The sequence below is a fragment of the Massilia aurea genome (genome assembly GCF_014200505.1).
Lineage (GTDB): Bacteria > Pseudomonadota > Gammaproteobacteria > Burkholderiales > Burkholderiaceae_D > Telluria > Telluria aurea_B.
This window is the reverse complement of sequence record NZ_JACHBX010000001.1, coordinates 556,091-573,055: the sequence shown is the minus strand read 5'-3', so window position 1 is coordinate 573,055 and position 16,965 is coordinate 556,091. Positions and strand designations below refer to the sequence as shown.

The following is a 16,965-nucleotide window of genomic DNA, read 5'->3' as shown; positions in this document are numbered from 1 at the left end:
TGAAACCTTCTATGATGACGCCAAGATAACTTTTTGGCGGACTTCATGGAACAAAAATGGCCACAGGAAATTTGGGTCGTGCGGCACGGACAAAGCGCCGGCAACGTCGCCCGCGACCTGGCTGAAGCAGCAGCAGGACACCGCATCGACATCGCCGAGCGCGACGTCGACGTCCCATTGTCCGATCTTGGCGAGCGCCAGTCCGACGCCCTCGGCGCCTGGTTCGCATCGCTCCCCGCAGCGCAGCGCCCGACCGTCGTGCTGCATTCCCCGTACGTGCGCGCCGCCGAAACGGCCAACTTCGTGATGCGCCACCTCGACCGCGACGGCCTGTGCGTGCGCGAAGACGAGCGCCTGCGCGAAAAGGAATTTGGCGTGCTGGACCGCCTGACGACGCATGGCATCGCGCACGACTTCCCCGACCTGTACGAGCAGCGTCACCACGTCGGCAAGTTCTATTTCCGCCCGCCCGGCGGCGAGAGCTGGTGCGACGTCATCCTGCGCCTGCGCAGCGTGATGGATACGATCGAACGGGAATTTGCCGGCGAGCGCGTGCTGATCGTCGCGCACCAAGTCACGGTCAATTGCTTCCGTTACCTGTTCGAGCACCTCACCGAAGCGCAGATCCTCGAATTCGACCGCAACGGCGATGTCCCGAACTGTTCCGTCACATCGTACGAATTCGATCCCGAGGCCGGCAAGCGCGGCGATCTGGCGCTGCGCCTGGTCAATTTCGTCGCGCCGCTGGAGGAAACCGGCACACCGGTCACCGTGGCCAAGGACGTCGCATCGGCCCCCAACGCATAAGGTCACCCAGCATGGACAAGAACCAGGTACACGACGTCGACGCCGCCATGCTGGCCGCCTGGCCGCTGCCGCAGCCGGGCACCGGCGGCGACAAGGAAATGCGCGGCCACATCCTGATCATCGGCGGCTCGCGCGAAATGCCGGGCGCCATTATCCTGGCGGCCACGGCCGCGCTGCGCGCCGGGGCCGGCAAGCTCACGATCGCGACCGGCGCCAGTGTCGCCCAGCTGGTCGCGCTGGCCATGCCCGAGGCGCGCGTGATTGGCCTGACCGAGCACGATACCGATGGCTTCAGCCTCGACGCGGTGGCGAGCCTCGATCCGCTGGCCGATCGCGTGAATGCGGTGCTGGTTGGTCCCGGCATGCGCGACGAAGCAAGCACGGCGCGCTTGGTGCATGCACTGCTGCCCCGCCTGGTCGAAGCGGAAGTGGGCCTGGTGCTCGATGCCTGCGCGATGGACGTCCTGTTCTATCCGCCAGAGCACTGGCCCGAAGGCAAGCCGATGCGCTTCGAGCGTCCCGTGATCATGACGCCGCACTGCGGCGAAATGGCGCACCTGACGGGCATCGACAAGGATTGCATCGTGGGCCTGCCCGATGCGCCGGCCCTGGCGGCGGCGCGCGACTGGAACGCCGTCATCGCGCTGAAAGGCGCACGCACCGTGATCGCCGCGCCGGACGGCTCGCTGTGGCAGCACGAAGGCGCCGGGAATATCGGGCTGGCCAGCTCCGGCTCGGGCGACGTCCTGGCCGGCATCATCGGCGGCCTACTGGCGCGCGGCGCCACAGAAGCGCAGGCGGCCTGCTGGGGCGTGGCGCTGCATGCACGCGCCGGAGACCGGCTCGCAGAGCGCCTGGGCACGCTCGGCTATCTGGCCCGCGAACTTGCCGCCGAGGTACCGGTTTTACTGGAACAGCTTGGCCAGAAAGACAAGCCAGCGGTGAAGGATGCCGTGCCCGCGGCAGGCGATGTGCATCTGGGAACCTAGAACACCGGCAGTCACACGATGTGTGTAAAAAATGTTACCGATTTCCGTAAGTGTGCGGTATCTAACGAACCAGCTGTCGGGCTTGCGGTCTAATTGACACAGATGCATTGAAGTCGAAACAGATTCACAGATGTACGCACTGGGGCCGCGTATTGCGTCGGTACCCTCAACGTTTCACCAGTGACCATCGCGTCACAGTGGAACCGATCTGGCGCCGCAATGTCCCAACAAAGAGTCCGGGACCTGCGGCACACAAATAGACGTCAATCGAGGAGTAAAAAATGAATGCAATGACCAAGGCACCAAAAATCCTGCTGACCGCCGCTGTGCTGGCAACCCTGCTGGGCGCATGCAAGAAAGACGAAGCAGCGACCACCACGACCGTTCCAGCCGACACCTCGGCGACCATGCCAAGCAGCACCTCGGGCGCCACCGGCACCATGGGTGACACCGGCACTGGCGCAACGGGCACCGGCACCACCGGTACGGGCGACATGGGCACCGGCGCTGCTGCTGGCACCACCGGCACCACGACCGACACGTCGGGCGCAGCTGGCACCACGGGCACGACTGGCGCCACCGGCACCACGGGCATGACCGGCACCGCAGAAGGCGCCACCAGCCCACAGACCACCGATCCAACCAGCACCACCACGCCGCCAACCGGCACGACCGGCAAGTAATCACGGTCAATCAGCCGGACAGCGCCCTGCAGCTTGGGGGAGGTTCGGCGCACCATCGCAGCCCGGCTCTTCAGCCGGGCTGTTTGTTTTGGGCCGGCGCTCTCTCCGCCACGTCGCGGATCAACTGTTCCACAATCAAAAAATCGGCTGGCTTGGTCAGATGATGGTCGAACCCTGCCTGGCTCGAGCGCTTGCGGTCCTGCTCCGCGCCCCAACCGGTCAACGCGATCAGCGTCGATGTTTCCATGCCGGCGATGCGCCGCATCGCTTCGGCCGCGTCGTAGCCGGTCATGTCGGGCAACCCGATATCGAGAAACACGACTTGCGGCAACAGCGCCGCCGCCTGCAGCAGCGCCGAGGCGCCATCGTGCACGGCCGTCACCGCGTGCCCGTTCATCTCCAGCAAGGCCTGCAGCGTCTGGGCCGCATCGACGTTGTCGTCCACCACCAGGATACGCAGCATACCCGGTTCGGTCAGCGCTGCCTGCAGCGCAGTACCGGCCGCAGCGACAGGCGGCGTCGCGCTGTCGGCCGGCAGCGGCAGCCAGACCGTGAACTGACTGCCCTGCCCGACCCCGGCGCTGGTGGCGGCCACGCGGCCGCCATGCAGTTTCACCAGACGCTGCACCAGGTTCAGGCCGACACCCAGGCCGCCCTGCGCCATTTCGGCGCCCGCATGGGCCTGCGCATACATGTCAAACACGCCCTCGAGCGCATCGGCGGCGATGCCGATGCCGTTGTCCAGTACCGAGATCGCGACTTCATCACCCTCGATCTGCGCCCGGATTTCGAGCACGCCGCCCGGCGGGGTGTACTTGGCTGCGTTGTTGAGCAGGTTGCTCAGGATCTGGGCCACGCGATGGCGGTCGGCGTGCAGGCCGACATGACCGTCCGGCAGATGCACGGCCAGCGCATGACGGCCGCGCTCGACCAGCGGCATGCTCATGTCGACGGCTTCGCGCACCGCGTCGGCCAGCAGCACGCGCTCGCAGCGCAGCGTGACCTTGCCTTCGGCCAGGCGAGCCATGTCGAGCAGATCGTCCACCAGGTGCACCATGTGATCGACCTGGCGCCGCATGATGGCCTGCACATCGCCGCTGGCCGCGCCGATACGCATGAGCTCCAGGCCCGAACGGATCGGCGCCAGCGGATTGCGCAGTTCGTGCGCCAGCGTAAACAGGAAGTCGCTCTGCGCGCGGTTCTTGGCGCCCAGTTCGCGCGCCAGGCGATGCAGTTCCTGCTCGGCGTGCTTCTGGCTGTCGATATCGAGCGTGACGCCGTCGAAGCGTTCGGGCTGGCCATTCTTGTCCAGGCCACACCAGCCAATGGCGCGCAACCAGCGCGGCGCGCCGTCGCCACCGTCGGGAGCGGCAACGCGGGTGCGGAATTCGAGGTCCAGCGGCGCCCCGGCGCGCACCGCGTGCTCGACGCTCTCGGCCAGCCGTTCGCGGTCTTCCGGCTCCACCGCCGCCAGCAGCTCGCTCACCGAAGCGGCGCGGCCCATGTCGACGCCGAAGTGCAGCGCCATCTCGGCATTGATCTGGAAATGCGTGAACGGCACGTCGGCATACCAGACGCCGATATCGCCCGCCTCGGACACGCGCTCAAAGCGCTCCTGCAACAGCTTGCGCGCATGGACGTCGATCACGGTGCCGACATACCCGTCCGGCTCCCCGGCGGCGTTCACGCGTGGCAGGCCGGCATCGATGAACCAGCGGTAGCTGCCGTCATGGCTGCGCAGGCGGTAGTCGAACGAGAACGGCTCACGCGCCGCACTGGCAGCCAGGAAGATCTCGCCCGAGCGCGCGGCGTCGTCGGGGTGCACGTTCTCGAGCCAGCCCATGCCCAGGTCCTGCTCGGGCGTGCGGCCCGTGTAGTCGTACCAACGCCGGCTCAGGTAGGTGCACAGGCTGTCGTTGTCGGTGGTCCAGAGCATCGCGGGCGAAGCGTCGATCAGCGCGCGCACATGCGCTTCGCGTGCCTGTGCATCGCGTGCATTCTGGCGCCGCTCGCGGCCCAGCGCCACCTGGGTGCCGATGCGCGCCAGCAGCTCATTGGCCGAAAACGGCTTGACCAGATAGTCGTCGGCGCCGGCCTGCAGGCCCTCGACCTTGGCTTCTTCGCCGGCGCGCGCCGACAGCAGCATCACCGGCAGATGGCGCAGCACTTCGCTGGCGCGCACCTTCGCGATCAGGCCGAAGCCGTCCAGGCGCGGCATCATCACGTCCGACAGCAACAGGTCGGGCGGGTCCTCCAGCGCCATCTCGTAGGCCGCCTGACCGTCGGCCACCGCGCGCACGTCGGCATGCGGTTCGAGCAGCGATTTCAGATAGGCACGCATGTCGTTGTTGTCGTCGGCGACCAGAATGCGCGGCCGCGCGTCAGATTGCACTTCGGATTGCGCGGGCGCGATCGTGTCAGGATCCGGCGTCGGCGCAGCACCTTCCTGCGTGTCGGGCAGCCAGCGCAATGCTTCCTCGACGAATGCCGCGCCCATGCGCTGGCGGTCGGCCATCGCCTCCGGCGCCTGCACGATGCGATCCGGCGGCAGGTGGGCGTCGCCAAACGGCAGGTCGACATCGAAACGGGTACCTTCGCCAAAGGTGCTCGACACCGCGATCGTCCCGCCATGCAGGCGCACCAGTTCCTGGATCAGCGCCAGGCCGATGCCGGTGCCTTCGTAGGTGCGGCCCGGGGCGCCCTCGATGCGATGAAAGCGCTCGAACATGCGCGGCAGTTCGTGCTCGGGAATGCCGGTACCGGTGTCCTGCACCGACAGGCGCGCCATGCCGGCATGTTCGCGCAGCGTTACCGTCACGCCCCCGTGCAGCGTGAACTTGAAAGCGTTCGACAGCAGGTTGAAGACGATCTTTTCCCACATGTCGCGGTCGACAAACACCGGCTGGGTCAGCGGCTGCAGATCGACCGTGTAGTCCAGGCCGCCCTTGGCCATGGCCGACTCGAACACGCCGGCCAGGTCAACCGTCAGGCGCGTGAGATCGACCGGGACGTAGCTGGCCTGCACGCGGCCGGCCTCGATGCGCGAAAAGTCGAGCAGCGAATTGACCAGCTTGAGCAGGCGCAGCGAATTGCGGTGCGTGAGCTCGACGCGCTGGCGCTGGATCGCATTCATCGACTCGGGCGCATCGGCCAGCGCATCGTCGAGCGGGCCGAGGATCAGCGTCAGCGGCGTGCGAAATTCATGCGAGACGTTCGAGAAGAACGCGGTCTTGGCGCGGTCGATCTGGGCCAGTTCTTCGGCGCGGCGCTGTTCCTGCTCATAGGCGACGACGTTGCCCACGGCGGTATTGACGGCGGCCCCCAGCAACGCATAGAAATTGCGGTAATCGGCGTCGAGCGCGCGGCGCACGCTGACCCCGGCCACGACAAAGCCGAACAGCTCCTGCTGGCCGGGCAAGGTCAGTGGCAGCACCAGCGCCGAGCGCGGCGCGTCCTCGTAAGGCCCGCAAGCGACATCACCCAGGCGCGCGGCCACGTCGTCGGTCTGCTCGACCGTATGCGAGGTGTTACTGCGCGCAAATGGCCAGATGCTGTCGTCGAAGGCGGCTGTCAGCGGCGCCAATGGGTTGCCCGCCGCCAGGCCTGCGCTGCCACGCAGCGCCAGCGCGCCGGTCTCGGCATCGATCTGGTAGAACAGCACGAACGGCACGTCCGCCGTCATGTGCGCACAGTGGCTTGCCAGTTGCGCGCCGATGTCACCGATCGCGCGCACGCCTGCCAGGCTCGCGGTCAGGTCACGCAAACCCTTGCTGCGGCGCGCGCTGAGCACCTGGGCCGTGGTTTCGGTAATCGGGTGGAAGATCCCGCCAATGGCGCCCGACTCGTCGCGGATCGGCGAGAACGAGAACGTCATATTGGCTTCTTCGAGATAGCCACTGCGATCCAGGAACATCTGCTGGTCGCGGATGTACGCACCCGAGCCCTGGTGCGCCAGTTCGAAGGCCTCGCCCACGACCGGCAGGGCCGAGGCCCAGACCACCTTGAATGGCGCGCCCATGGCTGCCGGATGCAAATCGCCGCAGATCGGGCGATAGGCGTCGTTGTAGATCTGGATGTCGTCCGGGCCCCAGCAGACCAGGATCGGGAACGTCGATGACAGACACAGGCTGACCGATGTGCGCAGGCTTTGCGGCCAGCCGGACAGCGGTCCGAGCGGCGTGGCCGACCAGTCCATGCTGCGGATCAGTTCACCCATCTCGCCCCCACCGGCGAGCCAGTTCATGTCGTCGTTCACGAACAAGGCAATGGGCTGGGCTGCGGGCATGGGACTGGACCTTACGGAGGAAAATTGGAGATGCGACGTGGCGTCATGCGAAGGCATGCCACCGTTGCACATGCTGCCTGCTGGGGGGGTGCATGGCAAAACAGCCGCTATTAGACCATAAGCCGTCGTCCGTTGGTTGCCGGGGTGCTATTTTACAACCTTGATAAAGCAACCATTAGTCACGCATAAAAAAACACGGCCAGTTATTACTGGCCGTGTCCGGAAAATCCGGCAAGACGCGTGCGGCGCCCTGCCCTGGCAGATCAGACCGGCGCCACCTTGGTACGGCCGCGCCCCGTCACCATCTGCACGAGGCGCATGATCACCCGATACACGAGGCGCACCAGCGTCAGCGCCAGGATGGCTTCGACAAACGTCATCAGGAACGCCACCAGCGCATTGCGGTGCTCGGCGCGGCGACCATACTTGGCCACCATGCGGTCGCGGGCGATCTCGATGCTGTCATAGAAGGTTGGCACCACCAGCAGCGTCAGGATGGTCGAGGTGATCGTGCCGCCGATGATCGAAATCGCCAGTGGCTGGTAGAACTCGCCCGAGTCGCCCAGGGCCAGCGCCACCGGCAGCATGCCGGCGATCAGCGCGAAGGTGGTCATCAGGATCGGCCGCAGGCGCTTGCGCCCGGCCGCCATCAGCGCTTCTTCGCGATCCATGCCTTCGGCCTCGAGCGCCCTGGCCGCGTCGAGCAGCAGGATCGCGTTCTTTGCCACCAGCCCCATCAGCATCAGGATGCCGATCATGCTCATCAGGTTAAGCGTATTGCCGGTCATGATCAGGGCCAGCACGACCCCGATCAGCGACAGCGGCAACGACAGCATCACGCCGATCGGCGCCGTGAACGAACCGAACTGCATCACGAGGATCAGGTACATCAGTGCGATACCCGAGAACAGCGCAATGATCATTTGCGTGAAGAGTTCCTGCTGGTCTTCACCCGAACCGCCCAGCGCCAGCCCATAACCCGGCGGGAAGTCGAATGTGCGCGCCAGCTTCATCGCGTCGGTCGTGACTTCGCCCGCCGAACGACCCTGGGCATTGGCCGACACGGTGATCATGCGCTCGCCATTCTTGTGGCGGATCGCCGACGGGCCCTTGCCCATCGTGATCGACGCGATCTGCTCGAGCGGCACCATCATGCCGGTGCCGGTGACCGGAATCGGCAGGCGCTCGATGCTGTCGGTATTGACGCGGTCGTCCGGGTGCAGACGCACGGCGACGTCGCGGGTTTCACCCGTCGGATCGACCCAGTCGCCCACTTCGATGCCGGCAAACGCCACGCGCAGCGACTGCGCCGCATCGCCCACCGAAATGCCCAGGGCATTGGCAAGACCCCGGTCGAGCACGATCTGCAGTTCGTTCTTCGGATCCTGCTCGGACAGCGCGACGTCCACCGCGCCCGGCACTTCACGCAGCTTTTCCATGTAGGCGGTGGTCAGCTCCATCAGTTTGCGCGAATCGGGACCGGTAAATTCCACCTGCACCGGCTTGCCGCCGCCGGACAGGTCATCGATGACCGTGTATTCGGCGCCCACCAGGCTCGAGATTTTGGCGCGCAATTCGACGGCGACTTCGGACGCAGTGCGCTTGCGCTCGCTGCGCTTGCCGATGTCGACGTAGATCGTGCCGCCGCTGGTCTTGACGTTGCTGTTCGTGTCTTTTGTTTCAGGCAAGGTGCGGGCCAGCACGGCGGCCGCTTCGAGCTTGCGGCGTGCATACTCGATCGACGACGAGGCTGGCGTACGCACCTCGATCTGCAGGTTGCCCGAGTCCTGCTTGGGCAGGAAGCTCGACCCGCCAAAGTAATGGTGCATGGCCAGCGCGCCGATCAGGCTGAGAACTGCCAGGCACGCCATCGCGCGGCGGTGATGCAGCGCCCAGGCGATCACGCGGCCGTAGCGATCGGCCTGGTGGTCGAACCAGTGATTGAAGCGATCGAGCACGGCGCCGATGCCGGTCTTCGGGCGGCTGTGGTGATCCGGTGGATCGCCCCAGAAGGCCGACATCATCGGGTCGAGCGTGAACGAGATGAACAGCGACACGATCACCGAGCAGGTCACGGTCAGCGCAAACGGGCGGAACCACTCACCGGACAAGCCCGGCATGAAGGCCACTGGCACGAACACGGCCATGATCGAGAACGTGGTTGCGGCCACTGCCATGCCGATTTCGGCGGTGCCTTCGAGCGCGGCGGTGCGGCGGTCGGACCCCATTTCCATGTGGCGCACGATGTTTTCACGCACCACGATCGCATCGTCGATCAGCACGCCGATTGCCAGCGACAGGCCCAGCAGCGTCATGAAGTTCAGCGTGAAGCCGCACAGCCAGACGGCGATGAACGCCGCCAGCACCGACGTCGGCAGCGCCAGCGCGGTAATCAGCGTAGAGCGCCACGAATTGAGAAACGCGTAGACGACGAACACGGTCAGGACGGCCCCCAGCACCAGCGCTTCGATGACGTTGTTCAGGCTCGACTGCGCATCCTTGCCGCCGTCAATCACGACCTCGAGTTTGGTGCCGGCCGGCAGCAGTTTGCTCTGCGCTGCCACCACTTCGTGGACGCGCTTGGCCAGCGAAACGGTCGAGGCATCACGCGAGCGCGAAATCTGCAGGCCCACATTCGGCCTGCCGCTGCGCACCGACAGCGTGTTCACGTCAGCGAAGCCATCGCGGATCTCGGCCACCTGGCTCAGGCGCACGATCTGGTCGCCATTGCGCTTGACGACGATCTGCGAAAAATCTTCGGGCCGCTCGATGCGCCCGACCAGGCGGATGCCTTTTTCGTCGAGTTCGCTACGCAGCTTGCCCACCGGCGCATTGGTATTACCGTTGCGCAGCGCATTGGTGACGTCGGACGCCGAGATATTGAATTCGCTCAGCTTCTCGGCGCGCAGCAGCACCGACAGCTCGCGCCGCAGCGCGCCGTTGACGACCACAGTGGACACCCCATCAATGCCGCGGAATTCGTCGGCCAGCACGTCTTCGGCGTAGCGCGAGATTTCGGCGTGGCTCTGGGTGCTCGACGACAGCGCCAGCGACATGATCGGCTGGGCCGCCGGATCGATCCGGCGCAGCACCGGCTCGCGCATCTCGATCGGCAGCTTGTAGCGCACCGCGGCAATCGCATTGCGCACGTCGTCCGAGGCTTCGATCAGATCGCGGTCGAAGTCGAATTCCATCCAGATCGAGGCGCCGCCTTCGTAGGAGTTGGAATTGACATCCTTGACGCCCTGGATTGCCTGCATCTGCTTTTCGAGGCGGTTGGTGATCTCGCGCTCGGCGGTCTCGGGCGATGCGCCCGGGTACGGGATGTCGACGACGATGATCGGAACCTCGACATCCGGGTTCTGGTTGACCTTCAGCTTGGACAGGGCCAGCAGGCCGATGGCCATCATCGCCACGATGATGACGATCGTCGCGACCGGTTTCTTGACACTAAAATTGGACAGGAACATGGTGGGTTTTCCTTTGGTGTTCCTGATTTACTTGCCCTGGACCGCGCCGGCACCTGCACCAGCGCCATTCGCGCTGGCCACACGGGCGTTCGGCATGTCGACCTTCTGGCCGTCCTTCAGGTTCGACGTCGGCGCACGCAGCACCACGTCGCCGGCCGCGAGGCCCTGCTTGATCTCGACATTGCCGGTGCGGGCGTCGCGCGCGCCGACCACCAGCTTGACCTTCGACAGCGTCTTGTCCTTGATGCGCCAGGTGTGGCTGGCGTCACCCACGCGCACCAGCGCGCTCTCGGGCAGCATCAGCGCGTCGGTCGCGGCAGCGTCGACACGCCCTTCGGCGTACAGGCCGGCCACGCGCGGCTGCGCATTGTCGACAAAGCCTACCAGCACCTCGACCTGGCGCGTCACCGGATTGGCAGCCGGATCGATCCGTCTGACGACGCCGGCAAACGTCTGGTCCGCGTAACCGTTGACGCGGAAGTTGACCTTCTGGCCGATCTTGACGGTGCTGACCGAGTCGGCCGAGACTGCGCCTTCAAAACGCATGCTGGTCGGGTCGATGACCTTGACGAGTTCCTTGCCGATGGTGGCGGTGTCGCCATTGGAGACCTTGCGCTCGGAAACGATGCCGTCAAATGGCGCACGCACGGTGGTGCGGGCCAGTTGCTGGCGCGCGGTGGCCACGCGGCTGCGCGAGCTCGACAGTTCACTCATGGCGTTGTTGCGCGCCATTTCGGCGTCGTCGAGCGCCTTGGCCGAGGTCATGCCCGACGCCGTAAGGGTTTTCAGGCGCTCGAGCTGGCGGTTGGCCTGGTCGACGGCCAGCGAGGCGGCGCGCTGCATGTCTTCCGCCGACATCAGGGTGTCGCGGATCGAGGTTTCGTCGAGGCGCACCAGCACGTCGCCGCGCTTGACCGGTTCGCCGTTTTCCTTGAGCACCTGCAGCACGATGGCCGAGACTTCGGCGCGCAGGTCGGCGCGGCGCTCGGGCTCGATCGAGCCGGTAATCACCGGGCCCGACGACACCGATGCGCTCTGGATCGTCAAGACATCCTCCTGCGCCACGGTCAGCTGGGTCGGCTTGTTGTCCTTGCCCTCGGGGGCTTTGGAATCTTTGCCGCAAGCGACTAGGCTTGATGCGATGGCTAGAACGAGGAGTGTTTTGCGCAGCATGGTGGTTCTCCGGAAATGGACTCGGTGTTTTTATAAAAATAAGTTCAGATACATCCAGCGCGCAGTATTCAGGAGGTCTCCAGCAGCGTCAATTGACGAACCTGTGTAGTGCGGAAATGGATGGATGAAGTGCGGAATCTGGCGATGAGCTGCATTCCGTCCGGGATGAAATGCAGTAAAAAACGGACAACCAACGAACAACCAATGGACAACGCCGGACGCCCGGACGTCCGGCGGGATGCGCGGCGGGATGCGCGACGCACGCATCCCGTACATACATTAAAAACCGCCCAGCACGGTGTAGATCAGAAAGCCCATGCCGATGCCGGTCAGAATGCCACCGGCGATTTCGAACCGGGTGTGGCCCATGCGCTCGCGCAGGATGACGTAATCTTTCTTGCCCTCATTCAGGTGGTTCAGCGTAACGGCGTGGCGACCGACGTGCTGGCGCAGGCTGTTGGCGTCGATCATGACAATGAAGGCAAGCGTGACGGCCACGCCGAACGCCGGGTGCCCCATGCCTTCGCGTAGTGCGATCAGCGTGGCCGTGCTGGAAACGACGGCGCTGTGGTTGCTGGGAAAGCCGCCGTTGCCGACCAGGTCGAAGGCCCAGCGCCGGTAGCGCACACTGGAGATGAGGAACTTGATCGGGCCGACTACCATCCAGGTCAGTACCGGTGTGATGAGATAAATGATTTCCATGATGTCTTAGAGTGAGAAATGCTGGGCAGAATTATCTCAGAAGCAAGGCTCGGCGGGCGACTTTCGGTACAGCCCATTTTGGCGGGGACACGGTAATATTGTCCCAACAGGTACCTGCACACAAGAGGCGCATATGCGGCATTTCCGGTGGTCGTTCGTCGTGACGGCAGTGCTGATGGTGCTCGCTGGCTGGTGGGGCTATGCGCACCGGGGCTGGCCCGGGCTGCTGCAAGCCTTGTGGATCACTGCCATCCTCGGCGTGCTCGAAGTGTCGCTTTCTTTCGACAATGCCGTCGTCAACGCCTCAGTGCTCAAGCACTGGAACGAATTCTGGCGCAAGTTGTTTCTCACCGTTGGCATCCTGGTGGCGGTATTCGGGATGCGCCTGCTGTTTCCGCTCGTGATCGTGGCGGCCGCGACCGGGCTGGGATTGCCGGACGTCTGGCACATGGCGCTCGACAATCCCGACGAGTATTCGCGCAACCTGACCGCGCACCACGCCGAGGTCGCCGCTTTCGGCGGCGCCTTCCTGATGCTGGTGTTCCTGAACTTTTTGTTCGACGAAGAAAAAGAGCTGCACTGGTTCGACTGGTTCGAGGCAAAAGTCGGCAAGTACGGCACCGAAGGCCTGGCCGTGCTGCTCACGCTGCTGTGCGTGGTCGCCGCCATGCGCCTGATGCCAGAGGCGCGCAAGCTGGCGGTGCTGATCGCCGGCGTCACGGGCGTGCTCATCTATATCGCGGTGAAATGGCTCAGCAACCTGCTGGAAGCCAAGGAACACGACCCGTCGGTGGGCGCGATGATCTCGCAGGGCAGCATCGGGGGCTTTCTGTACCTCGAGGTGCTCGATGCGTCGTTCAGCTTCGATGGCGTCATCGGCGCGTTTGCCATCACCAATGATGTCGTCATCATCATGCTGGGACTGGCCATCGGCGCCATGTTCGTGCGCTCGATGACCGTGTTCCTGGTCTACAAGGGCACGCTGCAGGAATTCGTGTATCTGGAGCATGGCGCGCACTACGCCATCGGCATCCTGGCGCTGATCATGTTCGCCAGCGTGCACTATCACATTCCCGAGTGGTTCACGGGGCTGTCCGGGCTGGCGTTCATTCTCGTGGCGCTGTGGTCGTCGATCCGATATCGCCGGCGCCTGGCCGCAGAAGACGCCCTGGCCGCCGGCCAGACAGGCTGAATCCGTCGTTGTCAGCAATCCCGGTTTGCGATTAAGGCAAGGCATGGCAGAATGGGCGCGCACCGCGTTTGCGCTGCCCGTTTGCCAACCCCGACCACTTTCTTGATCGACCAGCCACCCAACCATGCCGACCACCATGCCCAAGCGCACTTCCGCCATCCTGCTCATCCTCATCGCCATCGTCGCTGTCCTGGCTGCAGGCTATACCTGGTTCACACTGACCTGGTCGTATTCGGAAGGCGAACGGGCCGGCTACCTGCAGAAATTCTCCAAGCGCGGCTGGCTGTGCAAAACGTGGGAAGGCGAGATTCTGCTGTCGAGCATGCCGGGTGCGATTCCCGAGCGCTTCGTGTTCACGGTGCGCGACGAAACCGTGGTGCCGGCCCTGCTGGCCAGCATGGGCAAGCGCGTACAGCTGACGTATGACCAGCACAAGGGTGTGCCGACCACGTGCTTTGGCGAGACCGAGTATTTCGTGTCGAAAGTGGCCGGCGGCCCGGACAATCCGCTGTCGCCAAGCCAGGCGCCGGGTTTGCCTGAACAGGCGCCGGCGCAGTAAGCACACCACCGTCGTTCCCGCGCAGGCGGGAACCCAAGGCTGCATGCCATACCTGTGACGTCAAACGCTGCCGGTACGCGGCGAACTTGGGTTCCCGCCTTCGCGGGAACGACGGGCGTCGAACGTAAAGTAATCAGACATCGCCAAGCCGGACGCCGGTGATTGCGCAAGCAGCAGCCGCACATTAAGCACACCACCGTCGTTCCCGCGCAGGCGGGAACCCAAGGCTGCATGCCGTACCTGTGGCGTCGAACACTGCCGATACGAGGCGAACTTGGGTTCCCGCCTTCGCGGGAACGACGGGCGTCGAACGTAAAATAATCAGACATCGCCAAGCCGGACGCCGGTGATTGCGCAAGCAGCAGCCGCACATTAAGCACACCACCGTCGTTCCCGCGCAGGCGGGAACCCAAGGCTGCATGCCGTACGTGTGACGTCAAACGCTGCCGCTACGCGGCGAACTTGGGTTCCCGCCTTCGTGGGAACGACGTGCGTAGAGCATCGAGGCATTTACATGCCCTCCCCGATCAGTCCGGATCGCCCTTGCGGTGTCCATCCAGCTCGCGCTGGGTCGCAATCACTTCTGCCAGCCTGGCGGCCGCCTGCGCCGCCGATGTATCGCCGGCCCGCGCCTGCGACTGCTTGAACCGGCCCAGCACCTCGCGCGTCAGGTCGGCCGAGACCGAGCGCTGCCCTGCTTCGACCTTGCGCTCGCCAATCGCCCGCTGGGTCGCTGCCAGCTCGACCGCATCGTCGTCCTGACGCCGGCTTTCCAGATTCACCAGTTGCTTGCGCGCGTCAGCCATCTGCTGCGTCGCGTGCGCCGCCTTGCGCTGCATTTCGGCGTGCTCTTGCGCGTGTTCGAGCAGCGCCCGCTGCGCTTCACGTTTTTCAAGCGCGGCCTGCACCGCGGCCAGCTCGGCCAGTTCGCGCTGGCGTGCCAGTTCGGCCTGCGCCTGCTCGGCGTCGGCGCGCGACACGGCCGCCTGCGCCGCCGCCTGTTCGGATGCCAGCCGCGCTGCCTGCGCTTCGTTGGCGCGGGTGTCGGCGGCGGCCTGCTCGCGCTGCGCGGCCAGCTTGCGCTCGACCAATACCAGCGCTTCGCGCGCAGCGCGGGTTGCGTCGCGCTCGGCGGCGATGGCTGCTTCGGTCAATGCCACCTGCTGCTGCTCGACTTCGGCCCGTTCGGCCTGGGCTTGCGCCAGCTCGGCGGCGCGGCGCGCGTGCGCCTGCTGCGCGGCGGCTGCCGCCTCCGCCTGCGATGCTTCTTCGATGGCCGCATCGGCCTGCGCCTGCTGCGCTTCCCAGGCGGCGCGCTGCGCTTCTTCGATGCGCCGCTCGGCCTCGACCTTTGCCTGCAGGGCTGCGGCAGCCGCCGCTTCGGCCTCGCTGCGCGCCTGCGCCGCCAGCGTCAGCTCGTGCTCGGCCGCGATTTTCTGTTCCAGTGCCGCCAGCGCTTGCGCCTCAGCGGTCTTGCGTTCCTGCTCGGCCTGCACCAGGTGTTCAGCCTGTTCACGGCGCTGCCCCGCCAGCTGCGCCGCCTCTTGCTGCAACTGCACCTGCGACGCTTCGAGCGCCAGGGCCGCTGCGTCGTCGTCGTTCACTGCAGCCTGTGCATCGGCTGCCGCCTGCGCCAGCGCAGCGCGCTCGTCGGCCAGCGTGCGCTCGCGCCGGTGTTCCTCAGATTCGCGCTGCGCAGCGGCGGTGGCCGCTTCATCGGCGGCCATGCGCGCCCGTGCGTCGAGCGCGGCCTGGGCTTCGGCTTCCAGCCGCGCCTGCACCTGCTCGCCCGCTTCTTCTTCGGCGCGGGCGCGGTCCTCGGCCACCAGACGCAGCTTGCGGTCGGCTTCGATGCGCGCTTCGGTCGCGGCCAGGATGCGCGTTTCGGCGTCACGGCGCGCGGCGGCGCTCGAGGCTGCCATCTGTTCTTGCCGTTCGCGGTGCACGGCGGCGTCGCGAATGTCTTTCTCGGTCTGCAGGCGCATGCGCAGCGACTGGCCAGCCACGCGTTCGGACTCGGCCTGGGCCAGCGCGATCGTCTCGCGTTCCTGCTCGATGTGGGCGTAGGCGCGCGCTTCTTCGAGTGCGCGCGCTTCGGCGGCCGCGCGGGCAAAGGCCGACGTCAGCGCAATCTGGTCGGCGCGCTCGCGCTGCTGGGTCAGTTCAAGGGCTTCGGCTTCGGCGTCGGCCAGTTTCTCGGCCGTTTGACGCGCGGAACGTTCGGCCCGCTCGCGCTCGCGCGCCAGGATGGCGATACGGGCGTCGGCGCTGGCGTTGTGCTGCACTTCTTCGCGCGCCGCCTCAACGGCGGCCATGCGCTCGACTGCCTGCAGGCGCGCCTGCTCGGTGTGCACGACCAGTTCGTCGGCCGCGCGGGCGGCCTTGGCGGCCAGTTCGGCCTCGGCTTCGATCTGGGCCGTCGCGCGGCGGCGCGCTTCTTCTTCGAGGCGGGCGCGCGCTTCGGTCGCGACCCGCACTTCGGTATCGCTTTTTACGCGCGCGCGCAGCTCGGCAGTTTCTTGACGGATCGCGTCCAGGCGTTCGCTCGACGCCTGCGCGGCAGCGCGCAGCGAGTCGAGGCGTTCGCGGTTGGCGGCAATGGCGTCTTCCGAGGCCTGGGAATTGGCTTGCGCCGCCGCGGCGGCAGCGGCGTCGATGGAAGCGCGCTCATCGGCCAGCGAGCGGGCGCGCGCTTCGGCGTGGTGGCGGCTCTCGGCCGCCATATTGGCCTTGGCTTCCGCCTCGACACGCGCGATCGCTTCCTGGATTTCGCGCATCTCGAGTGGCTTGCGACCCGGACCGGCAAATTCGGCAGGTTCCGCCGCAGCGGGCAATACCGGCGTGACCGGTACCACCGGCTGCGCGAACGCGGCGGCGGCCGGCGTCGATACTGGTACTGGCACTGGCATTGACACCGCATCGGGTGGCGCCAGCGCGCCGGCGGCCGGCGACAGGTCGATCGTGAAGTCGGTGTCGTCTTGTTGGGCTGGGTTCGGTTCCATGCGGAGTCTCTGTGGCGGCTGTCGGGTTGATTATCCGGCAAATCCGGTTCTCGTGCTATGCCGAACTGGGTGGCAATCGTGCATCAGCTTGGCGCTTTACCAC

General features: G+C 65.7%; 10 protein-coding genes. 5 read left to right on the top strand and 5 right to left on the bottom strand.

Annotated elements, in window-relative coordinates; translation table 11 throughout:
• Positions 1-45 precede the first annotated feature (45 nt).
• From HD842_RS02435 to HD842_RS02425, 3 genes are all read left to right on the top strand, one after another.
• The gene (locus tag HD842_RS02435; RefSeq protein ID WP_183550470.1) at positions 46-807 is read left to right on the top strand and encodes a histidine phosphatase family protein; all 762 of its coding nucleotides are present in this window, start codon (positions 46-48) and stop codon (positions 805-807) included.
• Between the two features lie 11 nt (positions 808-818).
• Positions 819-1,796, top strand: coding sequence for an NAD(P)H-hydrate dehydratase (locus HD842_RS02430; protein WP_183550467.1), 978 nt, complete (start codon positions 819-821; stop codon positions 1,794-1,796).
• A 281-nt stretch (positions 1,797-2,077) separates the two neighbouring features.
• Positions 2,078-2,479 carry a hypothetical protein gene (locus HD842_RS02425; RefSeq protein ID WP_183550465.1) on the top strand — a complete coding sequence of 134 codons (402 nt, stop codon included), beginning with the start codon at positions 2,078-2,080 and terminating at the stop codon, positions 2,477-2,479.
• Between the two features lie 70 nt (positions 2,480-2,549).
• Here HD842_RS02425 and HD842_RS02420 read toward each other — a convergent pair whose 3' ends face one another.
• The 4 genes from HD842_RS02420 to HD842_RS02405 form a co-directional block, all read right to left on the bottom strand.
• Positions 2,550-6,764, bottom strand: a complete 4,215-nt coding sequence (locus HD842_RS02420) for an ATP-binding protein (RefSeq protein ID WP_229424561.1) — start codon at positions 6,762-6,764, stop codon at positions 2,550-2,552.
• Between the two features lie 263 nt (positions 6,765-7,027).
• Positions 7,028-10,234, bottom strand: a complete 3,207-nt coding sequence (locus HD842_RS02415) for an efflux RND transporter permease subunit (protein WP_183550462.1) — start codon at positions 10,232-10,234, stop codon at positions 7,028-7,030.
• A gap of 27 nt (positions 10,235-10,261) precedes the next feature.
• Positions 10,262-11,407: an efflux RND transporter periplasmic adaptor subunit gene (locus tag HD842_RS02410; protein ID WP_183550458.1), complete on the bottom strand. Its 1,146-nt coding sequence runs from the start codon at positions 11,405-11,407 to the stop codon at positions 10,262-10,264.
• A gap of 279 nt (positions 11,408-11,686) precedes the next feature.
• A complete protein-coding gene (locus HD842_RS02405) occupies positions 11,687-12,109 on the bottom strand; it encodes a divergent PAP2 family protein (RefSeq protein WP_183550455.1) in 423 nt (140 codons plus the stop codon).
• A gap of 133 nt (positions 12,110-12,242) precedes the next feature.
• On the opposite strand from HD842_RS02405, the gene HD842_RS02400 reads away from it, so the two are divergent.
• Positions 12,243-13,301 (top strand): DUF475 domain-containing protein, encoded by a 1,059-nt coding sequence (locus HD842_RS02400; protein ID WP_183550452.1) that lies wholly within the window; start codon positions 12,243-12,245, stop codon positions 13,299-13,301.
• Between the two features lie 124 nt (positions 13,302-13,425).
• Positions 13,426-13,860 carry a hypothetical protein gene (locus HD842_RS02395; protein WP_221290079.1) on the top strand — a complete coding sequence of 145 codons (435 nt, stop codon included), beginning with the start codon at positions 13,426-13,428 and terminating at the stop codon, positions 13,858-13,860.
• A 527-nt stretch (positions 13,861-14,387) separates the two neighbouring features.
• Here HD842_RS02395 and HD842_RS02390 read toward each other — a convergent pair.
• Positions 14,388-16,862, bottom strand: coding sequence for a hypothetical protein (locus tag HD842_RS02390; protein ID WP_183550449.1), 2,475 nt, complete (start codon positions 16,860-16,862; stop codon positions 14,388-14,390).
• Between the last annotated feature and the right edge of the window lie 103 nt (positions 16,863-16,965).